At 66.6% G+C, this 16,250-nt stretch carries 14 protein-coding genes; 7 read left to right on the top strand and 7 right to left on the bottom strand.

Going from position 1 to position 16,250, the window contains the following annotated elements:
- The first annotated feature begins 3 nt into the window (after positions 1-3).
- From J2X06_RS11560 to J2X06_RS11530, 7 genes are read left to right on the top strand one after another with little or no spacing between them, the layout of a single operon-like run.
- Complete coding sequence (locus tag J2X06_RS11560; RefSeq protein ID WP_310062533.1) at positions 4-1,512, top strand: lipopolysaccharide biosynthesis protein; 1,509 nt, start codon at positions 4-6, stop codon at positions 1,510-1,512.
- A gap of 35 nt (positions 1,513-1,547) precedes the next feature.
- The gene (locus J2X06_RS11555) at positions 1,548-2,399 is read left to right on the top strand and encodes a hypothetical protein (protein WP_310062529.1); all 852 of its coding nucleotides are present in this window, start codon (positions 1,548-1,550) and stop codon (positions 2,397-2,399) included.
- Between the two features lie 10 nt (positions 2,400-2,409).
- The gene (locus J2X06_RS11550) at positions 2,410-3,444 is read left to right on the top strand and encodes a glycosyltransferase family 2 protein (RefSeq protein WP_310062527.1); all 1,035 of its coding nucleotides are present in this window, start codon (positions 2,410-2,412) and stop codon (positions 3,442-3,444) included.
- Positions 3,444-4,409: a GDP-mannose 4,6-dehydratase gene (locus J2X06_RS11545; RefSeq protein ID WP_310062525.1), complete on the top strand. Its 966-nt coding sequence runs from the start codon at positions 3,444-3,446 to the stop codon at positions 4,407-4,409. The genes J2X06_RS11550 and J2X06_RS11545 overlap by 1 nt, the downstream gene beginning before the upstream one ends.
- Entirely contained in the window at positions 4,406-5,659 is a 1,254-nt protein-coding gene (locus tag J2X06_RS11540; RefSeq protein ID WP_310062522.1) for a class I SAM-dependent methyltransferase, read from the top strand. The genes J2X06_RS11545 and J2X06_RS11540 overlap by 4 nt, the downstream gene beginning before the upstream one ends.
- A gap of 2 nt (positions 5,660-5,661) precedes the next feature.
- Complete coding sequence (locus J2X06_RS11535; RefSeq protein ID WP_310063613.1) at positions 5,662-6,849, top strand: glycosyltransferase WbsX family protein; 1,188 nt, start codon at positions 5,662-5,664, stop codon at positions 6,847-6,849.
- Between the two features lie 7 nt (positions 6,850-6,856).
- On the top strand, positions 6,857-7,756 hold the full coding sequence (locus tag J2X06_RS11530; protein ID WP_310062520.1) for an FkbM family methyltransferase: 900 nt from the start codon (positions 6,857-6,859) through the stop codon (positions 7,754-7,756).
- 33 nt (positions 7,757-7,789) lie between these two features.
- On the opposite strand, the gene J2X06_RS11525 is transcribed toward J2X06_RS11530, so the two are convergent.
- From J2X06_RS11525 to J2X06_RS11495, 7 genes are all read right to left on the bottom strand, one after another.
- Positions 7,790-8,836 (bottom strand): glycosyltransferase family 2 protein, encoded by a 1,047-nt coding sequence (locus J2X06_RS11525; RefSeq protein WP_310062517.1) that lies wholly within the window; start codon positions 8,834-8,836, stop codon positions 7,790-7,792.
- On the bottom strand, positions 8,809-8,964 hold the full coding sequence (locus J2X06_RS11520; RefSeq protein WP_310062514.1) for a hypothetical protein: 156 nt from the start codon (positions 8,962-8,964) through the stop codon (positions 8,809-8,811). Before J2X06_RS11520 ends, J2X06_RS11525 begins: the two co-directional genes overlap by 28 nt.
- Positions 8,961-10,073, bottom strand: a complete 1,113-nt coding sequence (locus J2X06_RS11515) for a glycosyltransferase family 4 protein (protein ID WP_310062512.1) — start codon at positions 10,071-10,073, stop codon at positions 8,961-8,963. Before J2X06_RS11515 ends, J2X06_RS11520 begins: the two co-directional genes overlap by 4 nt.
- Before the next feature lie 20 nt (positions 10,074-10,093).
- Positions 10,094-12,004, bottom strand: coding sequence for a hypothetical protein (locus J2X06_RS11510; protein ID WP_310062508.1), 1,911 nt, complete (start codon positions 12,002-12,004; stop codon positions 10,094-10,096).
- On the bottom strand, positions 12,001-13,971 hold the full coding sequence (locus tag J2X06_RS11505; RefSeq protein WP_310062505.1) for a tetratricopeptide repeat protein: 1,971 nt from the start codon (positions 13,969-13,971) through the stop codon (positions 12,001-12,003). Before J2X06_RS11505 ends, J2X06_RS11510 begins: the two co-directional genes overlap by 4 nt.
- Positions 13,972-14,057: 86 nt before the next feature.
- Entirely contained in the window at positions 14,058-14,498 is a 441-nt protein-coding gene (locus tag J2X06_RS11500; protein WP_310062501.1) for a pilin, read from the bottom strand.
- 313 nt (positions 14,499-14,811) lie between these two features.
- Positions 14,812-16,230, bottom strand: coding sequence for a sigma-54-dependent transcriptional regulator (locus J2X06_RS11495; RefSeq protein ID WP_310062499.1), 1,419 nt, complete (start codon positions 16,228-16,230; stop codon positions 14,812-14,814).
- Positions 16,231-16,250 lie beyond the last annotated feature (20 nt).

The raw sequence follows: 16,250 nt of genomic DNA, 5'->3' as shown, positions 1-16,250 counted from the left end.
CGCATGCGCCTTGCGCGGAACATGGCGGCGGCGATGACCAACTCGGTCGTCCTGGTCCTGATCAATCTCATGGCACTGCCGTTCTACCTCCGCTTCCTGGGGATGGAGGCCTACGGCCTCATCGGCTTCTACGCGACGCTGCAGACGATCCTGCAGGTGCTGGACCTGGGCCTCGCGCCCACGGTCAGCCGCGAAATCGCGCACAACGCGGAGCTCGGGCAGCAGCGGCGTTCGGCTTCGTTGCTGCGGACGCTGGGGCGCGTCTACCTCGGCGTCGCCGTCGCGATCGCGGCCCTCGTCGCACTCGCGTCCTCGTGGATCGCGACGCACTGGTTGCACGCTCAGACACTTCCGGACGCCACCGTCGCGCAGGCTATCGCCCTGATGGGCATCAACCTCGCGTGCCGCTGGCCGATCAGCCTGTACCACAACGCGTTGGTGGGGTCGCATCGCCTGGCGTTGTCCAGCGCGGTGAGCATGACGGTGAATATCAACGCGGCCATCACATCGGTCCTCGTGCTGGCCTACGGCGTGCGTTCGATCCAGGTGTTCTTCATCGTGCAGGCGTGCTTCGGGTTGTTGCACGCGGGCGTGCTGCGCGTCGTTGCGCGGCGGATCGTGGGGGAACGCGATGCGCCGGCGGACATGAGCGAGCTGCGGCGCGTGTGGGGGTTCTCGGCGTGGATGGGCGGGATTGCGCTGACGGCGCTGTGCCTGACCCAGATCGACAAGATCGTGTTGAGCAAAGTCGTCCCCTTGGGGTCGTTCGGGCAGTACATGCTCGCAGCGCTGGTCGTCAGCGGCGTGCAAGTGTTGGCCGGTCCTGCGTTCAATACGATGTATCCGAAGTTTTCTGCGTTACTGGCTCGCGGTGACATGCCGTCACTCCGCCACCTCTACGCATCTGCGACACGCCTGTACGCGACCGCGTTGTTGGCACTCGTCTTTGGTCTGGTATTCCATGCAGGCGCGCTGGTCATGCTGTGGCTTGACAGTGCAGCCATCGCCGCTACTGTCGCGCCAATCATTGCCGGACTAGCAATCGGTTCCGGCCTCAACTCCCTGATGTACTTCCCGTATGCGCTGCAACTCGCCTCAGGTCAGCCTCGATTGGCCTTCACCATTGGGATCGCCCTGCTGGCCCTGACGCTGCCCCTGACGGTGCTGCTGGCGATCCGGTTCGGAGCCTTGGGCGGGGCCATCGCGTGGGCATCGGTAAACGTTGCCTATGTGCTGCTTGGCACATGGCTCACCGGGCGCCATGTCCAGGATTTTGCAGGATGGGCATGGTTGCGCCGCGACGTCGCAATTCCACTCCTCGCCACGCTCCTGCCCGCATTGCTTGGGGCGTGGATATGCCGCACGCTCGCGGCGGGGCCGTGGGTGGCCGTGGGCATCGGGGGCATCGCCGCCGTCGCGGGCATGGCGCTCGGCGTCGCGGCGAGCTTCGAGCGGCGCGAATTCCGCCAGCTCATCGCGATGGCGCTGGGTCGCCCCGCGGCGTCCCCCTGATCACCCGAAACGAACGAAGCAAGCTGGAGCAAACAATGCTGGGCAGGGCCATCGATTACCTGATCGACTACAAGGACAGGCAGCGCATCGCGATCGCGCTGGCGAAGGGCGGCGCATCGATGCTCTCGCGCGAAGTCGACCTGCGCGATCCGCAGTCCTGGGAATTCTCGGGTTTCAGCCAGAACGGCGAAGACGGGATCATCGACGTGCTGCGTCGCCAGCTGTCGACGTCGAATCGCTATGTCGTGGAAATCGGCGCTGCCGATGGCACCGAAAACAACAGCAGCTGGCTGCTGATGGCCGAACGCTTCGAAGGCCTGATGATCGAAGGCGACCCGCGGCAGTCGGCGCGCGCGCGCCGCAACGTGGCGCGTTACAGCATCGGCAGCGAATGCCTGTCGATGTTCGTCACGCTCGGCACCGTCGACCGCATCATCCTGCAGAAGATCCATCACCCCGACGCGGACGTGTTCTCGCTCGATATCGACGGCAACGATTACCACATCGCGAAACAGCTCTTCTCGCAGGGATTCCGCCCGAAGATCGTCTCGGTCGAATACAACTCCGCGTTCGGCCCCGAGCGCAGCATCGCCTCCGTATACCGGGACGATTTCAGCCGCGCGAGCGGCCATCCCTCGCAGCTGTACTACGGTGTGTCGATCGCCGCGTGGAAACGCTTCTTCGCCGAACGCGGCTATCGCTTCGTCACGGTCGACAGCAAGGGCGTGAATGCGTTCTTCGTGGATCCGGTGCACTTCGATGCCGGCTTCCTCGACGGCGTGCGCGGCTTGGCCTTCGAAGAGAACCGCTACCAGCTTCGCCACTACGGCAAGGACCATGCGGGGCAGTTCGCGGCGATCGCCGACCAGCCGTTCGAGCAGGTGTGAGCGGCGCGCCGTGAACGCTGACGTTCCCAAGCTCTCGATCTGCATCGCCACGCTCAATCGGGCGGCGTTCATCGCGGAGACGCTCGACACCATCGTGCCGCAGTTGCGGCACGACACCGAGCTCGTGATCGTGGATGGCGCCTCGACGGATGGTACCGACGGCGTCATTGCGCCGTATGCCGCCGCCGATGCGCGCGTGCGCTACGTCCGACTCGAAAGGAATTCCGGCGTCGACCAGGACTACGACATCGCCGTCTCGCAGGCGCGTGGCGACTACTGCTGGCTGATGACCGACGACGACCTGCTCAAGCCCGGCGCCGTCGACCGCGTGCTCGCCGCGCTCGACGGTTCCCGCGACATGGTCGTGGTGAATACCGAGGTCCGCACGGTCGATTTTTCCGGCGCCCTGAGCGCCGGGCTGGTGGGCACGCGCCATGACGTGGAATACGCGGCCGAAGACCGTGATCGCCTGCTGCGGGAGACCGCGCACGCCCTGAGCTTCATCGGGTGCGTCGTGATCCGCAGGGCGTTCTGGATGTCGCGCGACCGTGCGCGTTACTACGGCTCGCTGTTCGTGCACGTGGGCGTCATCTTCCAGGCGGAAGCGCCGCGCACCCTCGTGATCGGCGAGCCGTTGATCTCGATCCGTTACGGCAACGCCATGTGGACGGCGCGCGGCTTCGAAATCTGGATGTTCAAGTGGCCCGGCTTGATCTGGTCGTTCCCGAACCTCGAGGACGCCAGCAAATCACGCATCTGCGCCCGTGAACCCTGGCGCCAGCTGCGCAAGCTGTGGCTCTATCGCAGCATCGGCGGATACGCGCCCGACCAGTACCGCCGATTCCTCGCGCCCCAACCGATGACCGCCTGGTCCCGCACGCTTTCGCGTGGGATTGCCGCCGTGCCGCCTGCTCTCGCGAATGCGGTGTCGAGCGCATACTGCTTCCTGGTCGCGCGCCACGCGCGCATGAACATTTACGACCTCGCGCGCAGTGCGAACGCCTCGTTCGTGTCGCGCGCCGTCGCCAAAGCGGTAGGCTTCTGATGACAACGGCCTTCATCACCGGCATCACCGGACAGGACGGGTCCTACCTGGCCGAGCGATTGCTGGCTGACGGCCAGCGCGTGGTCGGGCTGGCCCCGCCCAGCCGTGCAGGCGCCAGACCGCTCGTTGCCGGCGCCGAGCTGGCGCAATGGGATTTCGCTGACGTCGACGCGCTGCGCAACCTGCTGCGTCGCCATGCGCCTGCGACGTTCTACAACTTTGCGGCTTATTCCACCGGCGTCGGCATGTACGACGATCCAGTCGGCATCGGGGAGCTGAACGGCATCGCGGCGGCGCGCATGCTGCAGGCGATCGCCGACACGGCGCCGGAAGTCCGCTTCCTCCAGGCCTCCAGCAGCGAGATGTTCGGCGATCCCGTGCAGGTGCCGCAGACGGAGGCCACGGCATTTCGCCCCGTCAGTCCCTACGGTGCGGCGAAGCTGTTTGCGCATGCCGCTGTCGGGACCTTCCGGGCGCGTCACGGCCTGTTCGCCTGCTCGGCCATTCTCTACAACCACGAAAGTCCGCGTCGCGGCATGGCGTTCGTGACGCGAAAGATTGCGCACGGCGTCGCGCGCATCCGTCGCGGACTCGACCATGAATTGCGCCTGGGGAACCTCGATGCGCGCCGTGACTGGGGCTACGCCCCCGACTTCATGCGTGCGGCCCGGGCCATGCTCGAAGCCGAGACGCCCGACGATTTCGTGATCGCGACGGGCGCGACCCATTCGGTCCGGGAATTCTGCGAGGCGGCCTTCGGCCACGCTGGTCTGGATTACCGCGACCACGTCAAGGACAACGCCGACGGCCTGCGGCAGGATGGCCGCGCCCAACTGGTGGGGGATGCGACGAAAATCCGCACTGCCCTCGGCTGGACGCCGGAGGTCGATTTCCGCACGCTGGTGCGGCTCATGGTCGACGCGGAACTCGCGGCGATCGATGCAATGGATTCCAGGACCCCATGACGCTCGCCATCTCCCGCTGTCGCATCTGCACCGGCACCCAGCTCGCCCCCATCCTCGACCTCGGCGAGCAGATGCTCACGGGCGTGTTCCCGCGCACGCGGGACGCGCAGGTCACGACCGGGCCGTTGCGGCTCATGAAGTGCATGGGCGAGGGCGGTTGCGGGCTGGTGCAGCTCGCGCATTCCTACGACCTCGGCGAGATGTACGGGGACAACTACGGCTATCGCTCCGGGCTCAATGCGAGCATGGTGCGGCACCTGTACGCCAAGGTGGCGCGCGTGCTGTCACGCGTGGCACTGCGGCCGGGCGACCTGGTGGTCGACGTGGGCGCCAACGACGGCACGACGCTCGGCGCGTACCCGGAAGCAGCGTGCGCGGACCTGTTGGGCATCGATCCCACCGCCGCCAAGTTCCGTCAGTACTACCAGCCGCACGTGGACCTGTGCGCGGATTTCTTCTCCGCCGAAACGCTGCGCAAGGTCCGCCCCGGCAAGCAGGTGCGTATCCTCACCTCGTTCTCGATGTTCTACGACCTCGAAGCGCCGATGGCCTTCATGCAGGATGTGCATGACGTGCTCGCGGACGACGGCGTGTGGGTGTTCGAACAGAGCTACATGCCGGCGATGCTCGACGCGCTGTCCTACGACACCGTCTGCCATGAACACCTGGAGTACTACGCACTCAAGCAGGTGAAGTGGATGGCCGACCGCGTCGGCTTCACGATCGTCGACATCGAATTCAACGACGTCAACGGCGGCAGCTTCTCGATCACCGCCGCCAAATCGACCTCGGGCATGGCGGAAAGCCCGGACGTCGCGCGCATCCTCGCGGACGAAGCCGTGGCGGGGTACGACACGCTCGCGCCGTTCGAAAACTTCGCTGCGCGCACGGCGCAATCGCGCCGGGGCCTGCGCACTTTCCTGGCCGACGCCCGCGCGGCAGGCAAGCGCGTGGCCGCGCTCGGTGCCTCGACCAAGGGCAACGTGCTGCTCCAGTACTGCAACGCCACGACGGATGACATCGCCGTCGTCGGCGAAGTGAATCCCGACAAGTTCGGCGCGTTCACACCGGGCACTTGGCTGCCGATCCGCCCCGAGGCCGACGTGCTGGCGGAAGGCTACGACTACCTGCTCGTCCTCCCGTGGCATTTCCGCAAGCACTTCCTCGCCAATCCCGCGTATGCGGGACGCACGCTGGTGTTCCCGTTGCCGGCGCTCGAAGTCGTGCCGGTGGATGCCGTCGCCGCGTGACCATGCATGCGCCCACGCCGGCAACCGATGACGCGCTGACACCGCTTGCGCGCGCCATCGCGTTCTACCTGCCGCAGTTCCACCCGATCCCCGAAAACGATCGCTGGTGGGGCCAGGGTTTTACCGAATGGACGAACGTCGTCCTCGGTCGCCCGCGCTTCGAAGGGCATTACCAGCCGCACCTGCCTGCGGACCTGGGGTTCTACGATCTGCGCGTGGAAGAGACGCGCATCCAGCAGGCCGAGCTGGCACGCCAGCACGGGATCGAAGGGTTCTGCTACTACCACTACTGGTTCGGCGGCACCCGACTGCTCGGACGTCCGCTCGACGACCTGCGGTCTTCTGGCAAACCCGACTTTCCGTTCGCGCTGTGCTGGGCGAACGAAAGTTGGGCGCGCACCTGGAGTGGGCGCGACCACGATGTGCTGATGCAGCAGTCGTATTCGGTCGAGGATCATCGCGCGCATATCGAATGGCTTGCGCCGGTGCTGTCGGATGTGCGTTACATCCGCGTGGACGGTCGCCCGCTCCTGCTGATCTACCGTCCCGACGCGATTGCGGACCTCGCGCGGATGGTCGACACGTGGAAGACGCATTGCCGCCATGTGCTCGGCGCTGAACCGTGGCTTGTCGGCGTGCGCACGGGCTTTTCGGTCGGCAGCACGTCGGTATGGGCCGCTGCGGGTTTCGACGGCGTCGTCGATTTCCAGCCGAGTCGACACCATTTCCCGCCCGCGCGCAGCAATGCGGGGCGCGCCGTCGCGATCGCTCGCAAACTGTTGCCGGAGCGGTGGTACGACGCCTTGCGCAACAACGCGTGGTTGGGCGAACGCGAACTCAACAACATCGTGGACTACCGCGCGTACGTCGAGGGTTGGATCAACGACGTGCCCGCTCCCTGGCTTCCGCACTATCCCTGTGTGTTCCCTTCGTGGGACAACAGCGTGCGACGCACCGCGGCGACCATCATCGAGAATCATGACCCCGAGTTGTATGCGCGCTGGCTCGCAGCGGCCGTCGAACGTGTCGCCGATCGGCCCTTGGACCAGCGCCTCGTCTTCCTCAATGCCTGGAACGAGTGGGCGGAAGGGTGCCATCTCGAACCGGACAAGCGGCATGGCTTGTCGTTCCTTGAGGCTACGGCGTCCGCATTGATGCGGCGTTCCATTTCATTTTCCGAGAAAGGTTGATTCGAGAATGTCACTGATTGCCTGGGTGAAACGACAGGCCAACAAGTCACGAGTGATCAAGCGCGCTTATGCGTGGACTCGCTGGAAAATGCACGTGTTACGCGACGGATGGGGTGCGGTTATCTGGACGCGCGCACGCGAAGTCGAAACGCCGCTGGGCTTCAAGCTCACCGCCGGCTTGCACCCGGCGTACGACCAGATGCGCAACGGCACGTTCGAGCCGGAGGAAACGATGTTGATCGCGCGCCTGTTGGAGCGTGCGGATCGATTCGTGGACATCGGGGCAAACCTTGGCTATTACACATGCCTCGCGCTTCAGGCTGGCCGCGGTGTGCTCGCGATCGAACCGCAACCGCGCAACCTCAAGAGCCTCTATCGCAACCTGCTTAGCAACGGCTGGCAGGATCGCGCCGAGGTGATGCCTATTGCACTTAGCGATGCACCTGGTCTGCTCACCCTCTACGGCGCATCGGGTCCCTCTGCTTCACTGTTGCGCAACTGGGCGGGGTACTCGCCACGTTTCAGCCAGGTCGTCGCGGTGTCGACGCTCGACAACCTTCTGGCTGGTCGGTTCGACAGTGAACGCCTGCTCATCAAGATCGACGTGGAGGGGGCGGAATATGCTGTGCTGTGTGGCGCGCGGGCCACGCTGAATCGTGGTGTTCGTCCCGTGTGGCTGCTCGAGGTATGTCTGCACGAATTCCATCCCGACGGCTTCAACCCGGATTTTCTCGGGGTGTTCGAGTTGTTCTGGTCGCACGGCTATGAGGCGTGGACCGCTGAAGCGCGCCCACGCCTGGTGCCGCGTCAGGACGTGAAACGTTGGTGGGAAGCGCGTCGTACAGACTCTGGCACCTTCAATTACATTTTCGCACTGCCCGACGCGCTCGAAGGACTGACCGCCTGACGTCCGGATTGCGCCGACGTCGCCGGCCTCCACTCAGCGGATGTCCGGCGTTCCATGCCGCATCAGCAGCATCAACTTCCGCAACTGCCAGCGCGTCGTCGCGAACCACTGGTTCGCCTTGATCGTTCGCGTCGCCTGCACCTCGCGGCGCAATTCGGACAGCATCGTGTCCTCGAGCGCCGGCACAGAAATCGCCGGCCAGTACACGTCCTGCCACAGGTCCCGGTCGCGCTTGACGAGGCTCAGCACGAAGCCTTCGAGCACCAGCAGCAACAGGTGCGTGGCCAGTAGCGGCCACATGCCGTTGCCTGGCGTGAGGATTTCCAGTGCGCGCGTCTTGTTGCGTTCGCTGAGGCGACGGCGTTTCTTCGACGTGCGCAGCCCCGCTTCGCCCGCGCGGTTGCCGCCGAAGGTCGCGCCCTGGCGATGGCGATAGCCGCTCGTGCACAGCGCGCGCACGGGCATGCCGCGCAGGCGCGCAAGTCCGCAGAGGTAGAGGTCCTCGCCGATCGACTCCATCCACTCGGGAAATCCGCCGAGCGATTGCCACGCCGTACGCGGACACCACAGGCAGGCGCCGATGACATACGCGACGTCGTCGCGCGCCGGGTCCAGGTTCGGCACCGGGTTGAAGAACGGATCGAGGAGGCACCCGCGATCCACCAGCGCACCCGTGTCCCAGTCGTATTGCGGCAGCGTCAGGATCGCGGGGCCATTCTTGCGTTCGGCCTCGGCCAGCAACTGGCGGATCGCGTCTGGCTGCAGCGCGGCGTCGTTGTTCAGCAGCAGCACGAATTCACCCGCCGCAGCAGCCACCATGCGGTTGTTGCCGACGCAGAAGCCGACGTTCTCCTCCGAAGCGATCACGTGGACCTGCGGCCAGTGCGTGCGCAGCAGTTCGACGGAACGATCGCGCGAGGCGTCGTCGTGCACGAGGATTTCGATCGCGGCGTCGGTGTCCTGTGCCAGGACCGATGCGATGCAGTCCGGCAGCAGCGCCTCGCCATCGAAGTTGGCGATGCACACCGAGACGCGCGGCTGGACCGGCGCGCCTAGGCCCGGGTGGATAACCATTGCCATGCGCCGGCTAGTCCGTCGTCGAGGGAGGTTGCGGCTACCCACCCGAAGGTCGCGCGGGCCGCGGCGGTGTCGGCGGTGATGCTGTGTATGAAGCCGCTCGCGCCGAGGAGGAAGATCGCATCGCTCATCGGTGCGCTTGTTCCTGCAGGTGGCGATAGAGCGACATGTAACGCTCGGCGCAATCGTTCCAGGTGCCCATGTCGGCCTGCATGCGCGCACGGCCGCGCAAGCCGAGCGCGCGATTGGCAGCGGGATTGGCGAGCGCGTCCAGAGCGGCCTGCACCGCTTCGGGCGAATCGCACAGCACGCCGCCGTCGCCGCCGGCGAGCAGGTCGTCGTGCGCGGGGAGGCGCGAGGCGACGATCGGCAAGCCCGACGCGAGCGCTTCGAGCATCACTTGCGGTCGGCCTTCCGCATGCTGGCTCAGTGTGATCAGGCCATGCGCTTGCGGGAACCACGACTCGCACAGGACCTCAGGCGACGCAGGCCCGTGCCAGTGCACCCAAGAGGGAAGCGCGAGCTGTTCCTGCATCGGGCCGAACAAATGCAGTTCCGCGCGGCCGTTCGCAAACAACGGCGCGGTCCAGTCGAACAGCGGGCCGATCTTGTTCGCGGTTAGGCGCGACACGCACAACCACTTCGGCGTCGCGTTTGTTTCGAAGCTGCGCTCTAGCGCATACCAGCGCGGGTCGATGCCAAAGGACACGAGGCGCACTGTCGCGAGGTCGCCGAACGCGGCCTCGAGTTCTGGCAGCATCCAGTCGGCATTCGGGCAGATAACGACGGGACGGCCGCGGAACGCGCGACGCAGCAGCGTACGCATGCCGGGCAGGCGCAGCAGCTGCATGTCGCTGCCGAGCACGGTCACCAACAGCGGCTGCGCGTCGCGCGGCAAGGGCAGGGCGTTCTGCAGCCAGTTGACGTGGAAGACGTCGATGTCCGCGTTGCGTCGATACACGCCGCGCAATGCGCGCAGCAGCTGCATCGCCGCGACCACGCCGCGCAGGCCGCTACGGCGCACGAGGTGCGCGATGCCGCCTTCCGCCATCAGTCGCCGTAACCACCGCTCCTCATCGGTCGTCGCCGCATAGGACACGCTTGCTGGAACGTCACCGGGCGGTGACCACAGCCGAAGCGCCACGTCGTCGCGGCGCGCCAGGGCATCGACCATGTGACGGATGAACAGGCCGCGCCAATCGGACAGGTCGATGGGATAGGTGCTGCTCACCATCAGCATGCGGAGCGGCGGGTGTGCGTTCAACGGGGCGGCCTCGCAGCAGCGGCGAGCCGATCGAGCTCACGCGCTTCGTCCTCGTGCTGCCCGAGCTTGCCCAAGCGGCGCAGCGCCTCGATCTGGGGTGCCGCCTCGTCGCCACGATCCATTGCGATCAGCAGCTTGGCGACCGAGATTCGGTATTGCGCGACGGTGGGTGCATGTTGCGTGGCCTCCACCCAGAGCGCGAGTGCGGCAGACGGGTCGCCGAGGATGTTCAGGGCGTAATTCCCCCGCACGCTGAGGACATCGGCAAGCGGAGGATCGCGGCGGGCGGCCGCGAACACGGCCTCCATCTCCGGGCGGGGGAAGCTGCAGGCGCCGTCGATCTGGCATTGCGCAAGGTGGGCGAGTGCGCCGGTTTCCTGCGGACCGATCGGGCGCTCGCGGAGCTTGCGCTCAACCCCGTTCCACCAACGCGGATGCAACGCGCGGCCGGTGCGTGCAGCCAGCACCAGCGCCGTCGATTCGGGCAAAGGGCTGGAACCCGGCGCTGCCATGGCCTGCTCGAGCGCGGCCATCGCCTTGTCGATGTACGGCGAGTCGGCGCGATATCCGGTCAGCACGACATAATTGCGGGCGAGGTCGTAGGTGGCTCGAGGCGACTGCGGATGGCGCGTCGCTTCGGCCAGCGAGTGTTGCAGCGGGTTGCGCCAGTCGTTCACGCGCGCGGCCGTCATGCCCGCGTACAGCAGGAGCAGCACGCCGGCAAACACCGCTCCCAACTGACGACCTTTCGGGTTGTTCGGGGCGCGCAGGCAGAGATCGCCCAGCACCAGACACAATCCCAGCGAAGCGAAATAATTGCGGTGCTCGAACATCAGTTCCAGCGGGATCACGGTCGCGGTGATCAATTGCGCCAGCAGGAACCAGGCAATGCCCAGCGAGGCCAAGGGGCGGTGGCGGCGCAGCTTGAGCATCAGCACTACCAGCAGCGTCAGCAGCAGGAGCGAGACCACTGTCGACGGCGGAGAGAACAACCCCTGCGAAAGCTGGATATTGTCGTGATACAGGCCCATCGCCCGGAGATCGGGCGCCAGCGTCCAGTGCAGGTAATCGGCCACGACCCGGCTTTCAGTGAGCATGCGCTGCCCGGGGCCGAACAAGCGCCCGGCGTAGGCCGCGCCCGTCACGCGCGGCAGCACCCACGCAAGCCCGATCAGGCCGGGCAATACCAAGGTCAGTCCGAACGTGCCCAGCACGCGCCGTTCGTGGAGACGATTCCGCTGGCTGCGGTCGAACAGCATCCATTCGATCGCCAGCGCGTACACCGGCAGCAGCACAGCCGACTCCTTGGCCAGAGCACCGGCCAGCGTACCGCCGACCAGGCCGCCGAGCAGCGGCAACCAGCCGCGGCCGTTCGCAAGCAGGCGCGCGCGTCCCACCAGGTAGAGCCACAGGCCCGCGAACACGAAGGTGTGCGACAGGCTCTCCATCCGCTGCACGATGTAGAGCACCGCGGTGAGGTTGATCGGATTGAGCGCCCAGGCTGCCGCGACCCAGAGTGCGATCCGAGGGTTGCGGTCGGAGGTGGGATCAAGCGCCGCCAGCAGACGCCGGCACAGGCCGTAGACCAACGCCGTGTTGAGCGCATGGATGCCCACATTGGTGAGCTTCATCCAATATGGATCCAACCCGGTCAGCGCGTGGTTGACGGCGAATGTGAGCATCGCCAGCGGCCGCTGCAGCTCGCTGGAGGGTGAGGAGAACATTGCCGCCAGCCAAGCGCGCCAGCCCGAGTGCCAGGACACGTGGAGGGGCGTGTTGTTGACCAGGTTGGGGAAATCATCGAATACCATGCCCCCCGTTAAGCCCGGCCAGTACACCAGGAACACGAGGCCGAGCAGCGCGGACAGCGCCAGCCACTGCAATTGCGATAAACGGACGGGACTCATTGCCGGGAGGCCGTATCGGAGGCGAGCTGGTGTCGCATCAGGGAAAATTCGCGCCGGTAGTAGCCATAGTGCTCGAGCAGCCAGTTGTGCAGGCTCGCGGCGTCGCGCACCGCCGTGCCGGGCTGCGCCGCGTGCAGGCGCTCGTAGCGATCGAGGTGCTGCTGGGCGAGCTGCGGCTCGCCGACGTTGCCGAGCGCGGCCGCCTGCACCAGCGCGTACTCCGGGTCGTGCGTGAGGTCGAGCACGGCGTCGAACCAGCGCAGCGCCTCCTGCGGCTGGTTGTTCGCCAGCGCAAGCTGCCCGCGTACGTGCCACAGGTCGCGCCTGCGCAGCGGCGCCGCGCTGCGCGGGTTGCGCTCGGCGGCGTCCAGCAACACGCTCAGTCCGTCCATGCCGAAGCCCCGGCATGCGCGCAGGGCGTGGTCCCGCGCCGCCGCCTGCAGCCAGTCGTACAGGTTGTAGTTCCAGATGGCGACGGTGGCCAGCGTAGTGCGCGCGCGTGCCAGCGTGTCCGCAGCCAGGGCGCCGGTGGTCGCGCACTCGATGCCGATCGCATTGATCGCCAGGTCCACCGATTCCGGATGCGCGCGTTGCGCGGCCAGGATCCGCACGCGGCCGGCCGTGGCAGCGCCGCGCGAGACCTCGGCATTGGCCGCGTCTGCCTGCGAACGTGCGGAGCCGGCCTCGTAGCGCGCGGACAGCGCGCCAAGGAGCGCGTGGTCGCCCCAGGCCTGCGCGCGCTGGTGGGTAACGAGCAGCAGCGCCACCAGCAGCAATACCGCAAGTGACGCGCGGTAGCGCGGATAGCCGCCAGGCCGCAGCAGCGCATGAGCGACCGGCCAGCCGAGGAACAGAGCAGGCAGGTAGTTGCGGTGTTCGAAGTACAACTCCAGCGGCACCACCGTGCCCTCAAGCAAGTGGCCGCAGAGGAAGAACAGCCAGGCGTAGGCCAGCACCGGCACGCGGTCGCGCCATGCGATAGCCGCCACGGCGCTGCCCAGTAGCGCCAACAACGCCGGCAGCGTCGTAGCCGGGTGCCACCAGTCGCGCGACACCGGGAAATCCTCGACGAACACGCCGCCGCCGCCCGCGCGCGGCAGGACGAGATGCGTGACGTAGTCCCAGAAAGCCCGCGGTTCGCTCAGGAGTCGCTGTGCCAGACTCCAGTCGCGTCCATGGATCTGCGCCTGCGACCACAGCGGCCACGCCAGCCACGCGATCCAAGTGGCGAGCAGCGCCGTTGGCAGCGCCAGGCACAGCCAGGCGGCGGCATCGGCGCGCTTGGGCGTCGTGCTTGGCGCGCGCAGGCAGCACAGGTAGGCGACGCCCACGAGCAGCGGCGCCAGCAGGCCGTTGGCTTTGGACAAGGTCGCAAGCGCGGCGGCGCCGCCGAAACCGAGGATCGACCAGCACCATCCCGCGCGCGCGCGACCGCCTTCGAATGCCAGCACGGCACGGTCCCAGGCCAGTAGCGCGAGCATCACGAAGGTCGCCGGCAGCATCGCCTGGCGCTGGACCACGTACAGCGTGGTGGAAACGAGGAAGGGGTGCGCGGCCCACAACGCGGCCGCGACCACCGGCGTCCACGCGGACGCGCGAAAGGCTGGATCGCGGCGCTGCATGCCCGCCTGCAACCGCGCCACGGTCCAGACCAGCAGCGCGGTGTTGATGAGGTGCAGGATCAGGTTGGTGCGCTTGAACGGCCAGGGATCGGCTGGCCAAGTGCGCGCATCGAGCAGGAAGGTGAGCAGCGATAGCGGCCGACCGATCGGATCGGCGCGGCCAGAGGTGAGGTAGTACCCGAGTTCCGGCCAGCGATCGAGCCGGCCAAAGCGGCCGAGCACGTCGAGGTTGCCGAAGTCGTCGAACAGGAACGGGCCGGACAGGCCAGGCCAGTAGGCCCAAGCGATCAGTGCGAGCAGCAGACAAGCCGCCACATAGGGTGCAATGCGGGCGGAGGGGGGCATCGGCGACCGGTTCTGGAGCAGGTGCTGGCGATAAAAAAAGGGAGGGCCGCGCAGGGCGGCCCTCTCCATGAAGCGGTGACGCTGGATCAGTTGCGGCACTCGGACGGCAGGTAGCGGGTGTCGACGGTGTTCTTCTTGCAGGTCCACTTGACCGAACCAGCGGCGGTGTACGCCGACAGCTGCAGGACCTTGCCGCTGATCTTTTGCTCGACGGCATTGAAGGTGATGTCGATGACGCCGGCTGCCGAGCCGTCGCTGCCGGTGCCCACCGAGGTCACGTACTTGCCGTTGATCGAGGCCTTGGGGGGAACGCCAGCCGAGACGTTGCTGGGCGGGTAGATGCCGGACGACGAGTAGGTTTCGGCGATGGCGAGCTTGGTGGCGCCGGCGAGGTTGATACCTTCCGAGACCTTCGCGCGGACCGCGTAGTCCTGGTAGGCCGGGATGGCGATGGCCATCAGGATGCCGAGGATCGCGATGACGATCATCAGCTCGATCAGGGTGAAGCCTTGCATGTTCTTCTTCATTGCGATTTCCCCTAGGAGTGATTGGTACTTCACGTGCCTGCAGGGCCGGCATCCCCGGTCCGTCGGCTTTGCCGTGCTAGCTGCACGTGCAGGTAAGAGCTTACGCATAAGGCGTGCCAATAGCCGAAATGCGGGATCAAAAGTTGAAAACTGGATAAACGGTCACGGATGTGAGGCGGTACGGGAGTTGCGGGTGACGGGGTTGGTCAGTCCCGAAGCAGGGAAGGTGACATTTTGTGTCAGGTTTGGTGGGCGGGACCAAGTATCTGGCTGTGCACGTCCCGGCTTCCCTCACCCCAACCCCTCTCCGGGGTCAGTCGATCCCCAGCTTCTTCAGCTTGTACCGCAGCGCCCGGAAGGTGATGCCCAGGGCCGCCGCGGTGCGGGTCTTGTTGTAGCGGTTTTCCTGCAGGGCCTGCTGGATCGCGTTGCGCTCGATCTCCTCTATATAAGAGGGCAGCGGGCTGCTGGCCGTGTCGCGCGGGCTTAGGGTGCGCGGGTCGATGCCGCTGACCACGGCCGGGGCCGATTGCGCCATCGGGGCCGGAGAGTGGTTCGGAGCCGGGGCCGCCGACGAAGCGGCCGGCCGGATCAGGCGCAGGTCGGCGGCGGTCAAGAGGTCACCATCCGACAGGGCCAGGGCGCGCTCGAGGATGTTCTCCAGTTCGCGCACGTTGCCAGGGAACGGGTAGGCGCGCAGCGCTTCGACTGCGTCGGCGGCAAGCGTCGGCACCGGGCGGCCCTGGTGGGTGGCCAGGCGGGCGAGGATCTTCGCCGACAGGCCGGGCAGGTCTTCCAGGCGCTCGCGCAGCGGCGGCACGCGCAACTCGATCACGTTGATGCGGTAGTACAGGTCTTGGCGGAAGCGGCCGTCGGCCACCAGCGCCTCCAGGTTCTTATGGGTCGCCGACAGGATGCGGACGTCGACGTTGACCTCGGCATTGGCGCCGACCGGACGGATCGACTTCTCCTGGATGGCGCGCAGCAGCTTGACCTGCATGGCCAGCGGCAGTTCGGCGATCTCGTCCAGGAACAGCGTGCCGCCGTCGGCGGTCTGGAACAGGCCGGGTTTGTCGACATGGGCACCGGTGAAGCTGCCCTTCTTGTGGCCGAAGAACTCGCTCTCCATCAGCTCGGCCGGGATCGCGCCGCAGTTGACCGGCACGAACGGGCCGCTGGAACGGCCGCTTTCGGAGTGAATGGTGCGGGCGACCAGCTCCTTGCCGACGCCGGACTCGCCGCCGATGTAGACCGGCGCCTGGCTGCGGGCGACCTTGGCGATGGTCCCGCGCAGCGTCGCCATCGCCGGCGACTCGCCGTAGAGGCGAGTGGCCACGGTGTCAGCGCTGCTACGGCGCCCTTCGTGCAGTTCCAGCGCATGCCGGACCAGGTCGCGCAACACCACCAGGTCGACGGGTTTGGCGACGAAGTCGAACGCGCCGGCCTTCAGCGCTTCGACCGCGGCCTCGACGTTGCCGAAGGCCGTGATCATCGCCACCGGGGTGTTCGGGCAACGGGTGGTGATCTCGCCGACCAGCTCGATGCCCGAGCCATCGGGCAGGCGCATGTCGGTCAGGCAAAGCTCATAGGTGTTGCGCTGCAGCTGGCTGCGCGCTTCGGCTAGGGTTGAGGCGGTGTCGCAACGCAGGCCCATGCGGCCCAATGCCATGACGAGCAGTTCGCGGATATCGCGCTCGTCGTCGACTACCAGTGCACTACGATTTTCGGCCATCAGTCCTCCCCTGCGTCACG

The organism is Lysobacter niastensis (assembly GCF_031457115.1).
In the GTDB taxonomy this organism is placed as follows: domain Bacteria; phylum Pseudomonadota; class Gammaproteobacteria; order Xanthomonadales; family Xanthomonadaceae; genus Lysobacter_J; species Lysobacter_J niastensis_A.
This window is presented reverse-complemented; position numbering and strand designations above follow the sequence as displayed.

Coding starts and splice junctions, on each gene's coding strand:
- J2X06_RS11525 (WP_310062517.1), bottom strand. CDS start 8,836: ATGGCAATGGTTATCCACCCGGGCCTAGGCGCGCCGGTCCAGCCGCGC.
- J2X06_RS11545 (WP_310062525.1), top strand. CDS start 3,444: ATGACAACGGCCTTCATCACCGGCATCACCGGACAGGACGGGTCCTAC.
- J2X06_RS11515 (WP_310062512.1), bottom strand. CDS start 10,073: ATGCTGATGGTGAGCAGCACCTATCCCATCGACCTGTCCGATTGGCGC.
- J2X06_RS11560 (WP_310062533.1), top strand. CDS start 4: ATGCGCCTTGCGCGGAACATGGCGGCGGCGATGACCAACTCGGTCGTC.
- J2X06_RS11500 (WP_310062501.1), bottom strand. CDS start 14,498: ATGAAGAAGAACATGCAAGGCTTCACCCTGATCGAGCTGATGATCGTC.
- J2X06_RS11495 (WP_310062499.1), bottom strand. CDS start 16,230: ATGGCCGAAAATCGTAGTGCACTGGTAGTCGACGACGAGCGCGATATC.
- J2X06_RS11530 (WP_310062520.1), top strand. CDS start 6,857: ATGTCACTGATTGCCTGGGTGAAACGACAGGCCAACAAGTCACGAGTG.
- J2X06_RS11535 (WP_310063613.1), top strand. CDS start 5,662: ATGCATGCGCCCACGCCGGCAACCGATGACGCGCTGACACCGCTTGCG.
- J2X06_RS11555 (WP_310062529.1), top strand. CDS start 1,548: ATGCTGGGCAGGGCCATCGATTACCTGATCGACTACAAGGACAGGCAG.
- J2X06_RS11540 (WP_310062522.1), top strand. CDS start 4,406: ATGACGCTCGCCATCTCCCGCTGTCGCATCTGCACCGGCACCCAGCTC.
- J2X06_RS11520 (WP_310062514.1), bottom strand. CDS start 8,964: ATGAGCGATGCGATCTTCCTCCTCGGCGCGAGCGGCTTCATACACAGC.
- J2X06_RS11505 (WP_310062505.1), bottom strand. CDS start 13,971: ATGCCCCCCTCCGCCCGCATTGCACCCTATGTGGCGGCTTGTCTGCTG.
- J2X06_RS11510 (WP_310062508.1), bottom strand. CDS start 12,004: ATGAGTCCCGTCCGTTTATCGCAATTGCAGTGGCTGGCGCTGTCCGCG.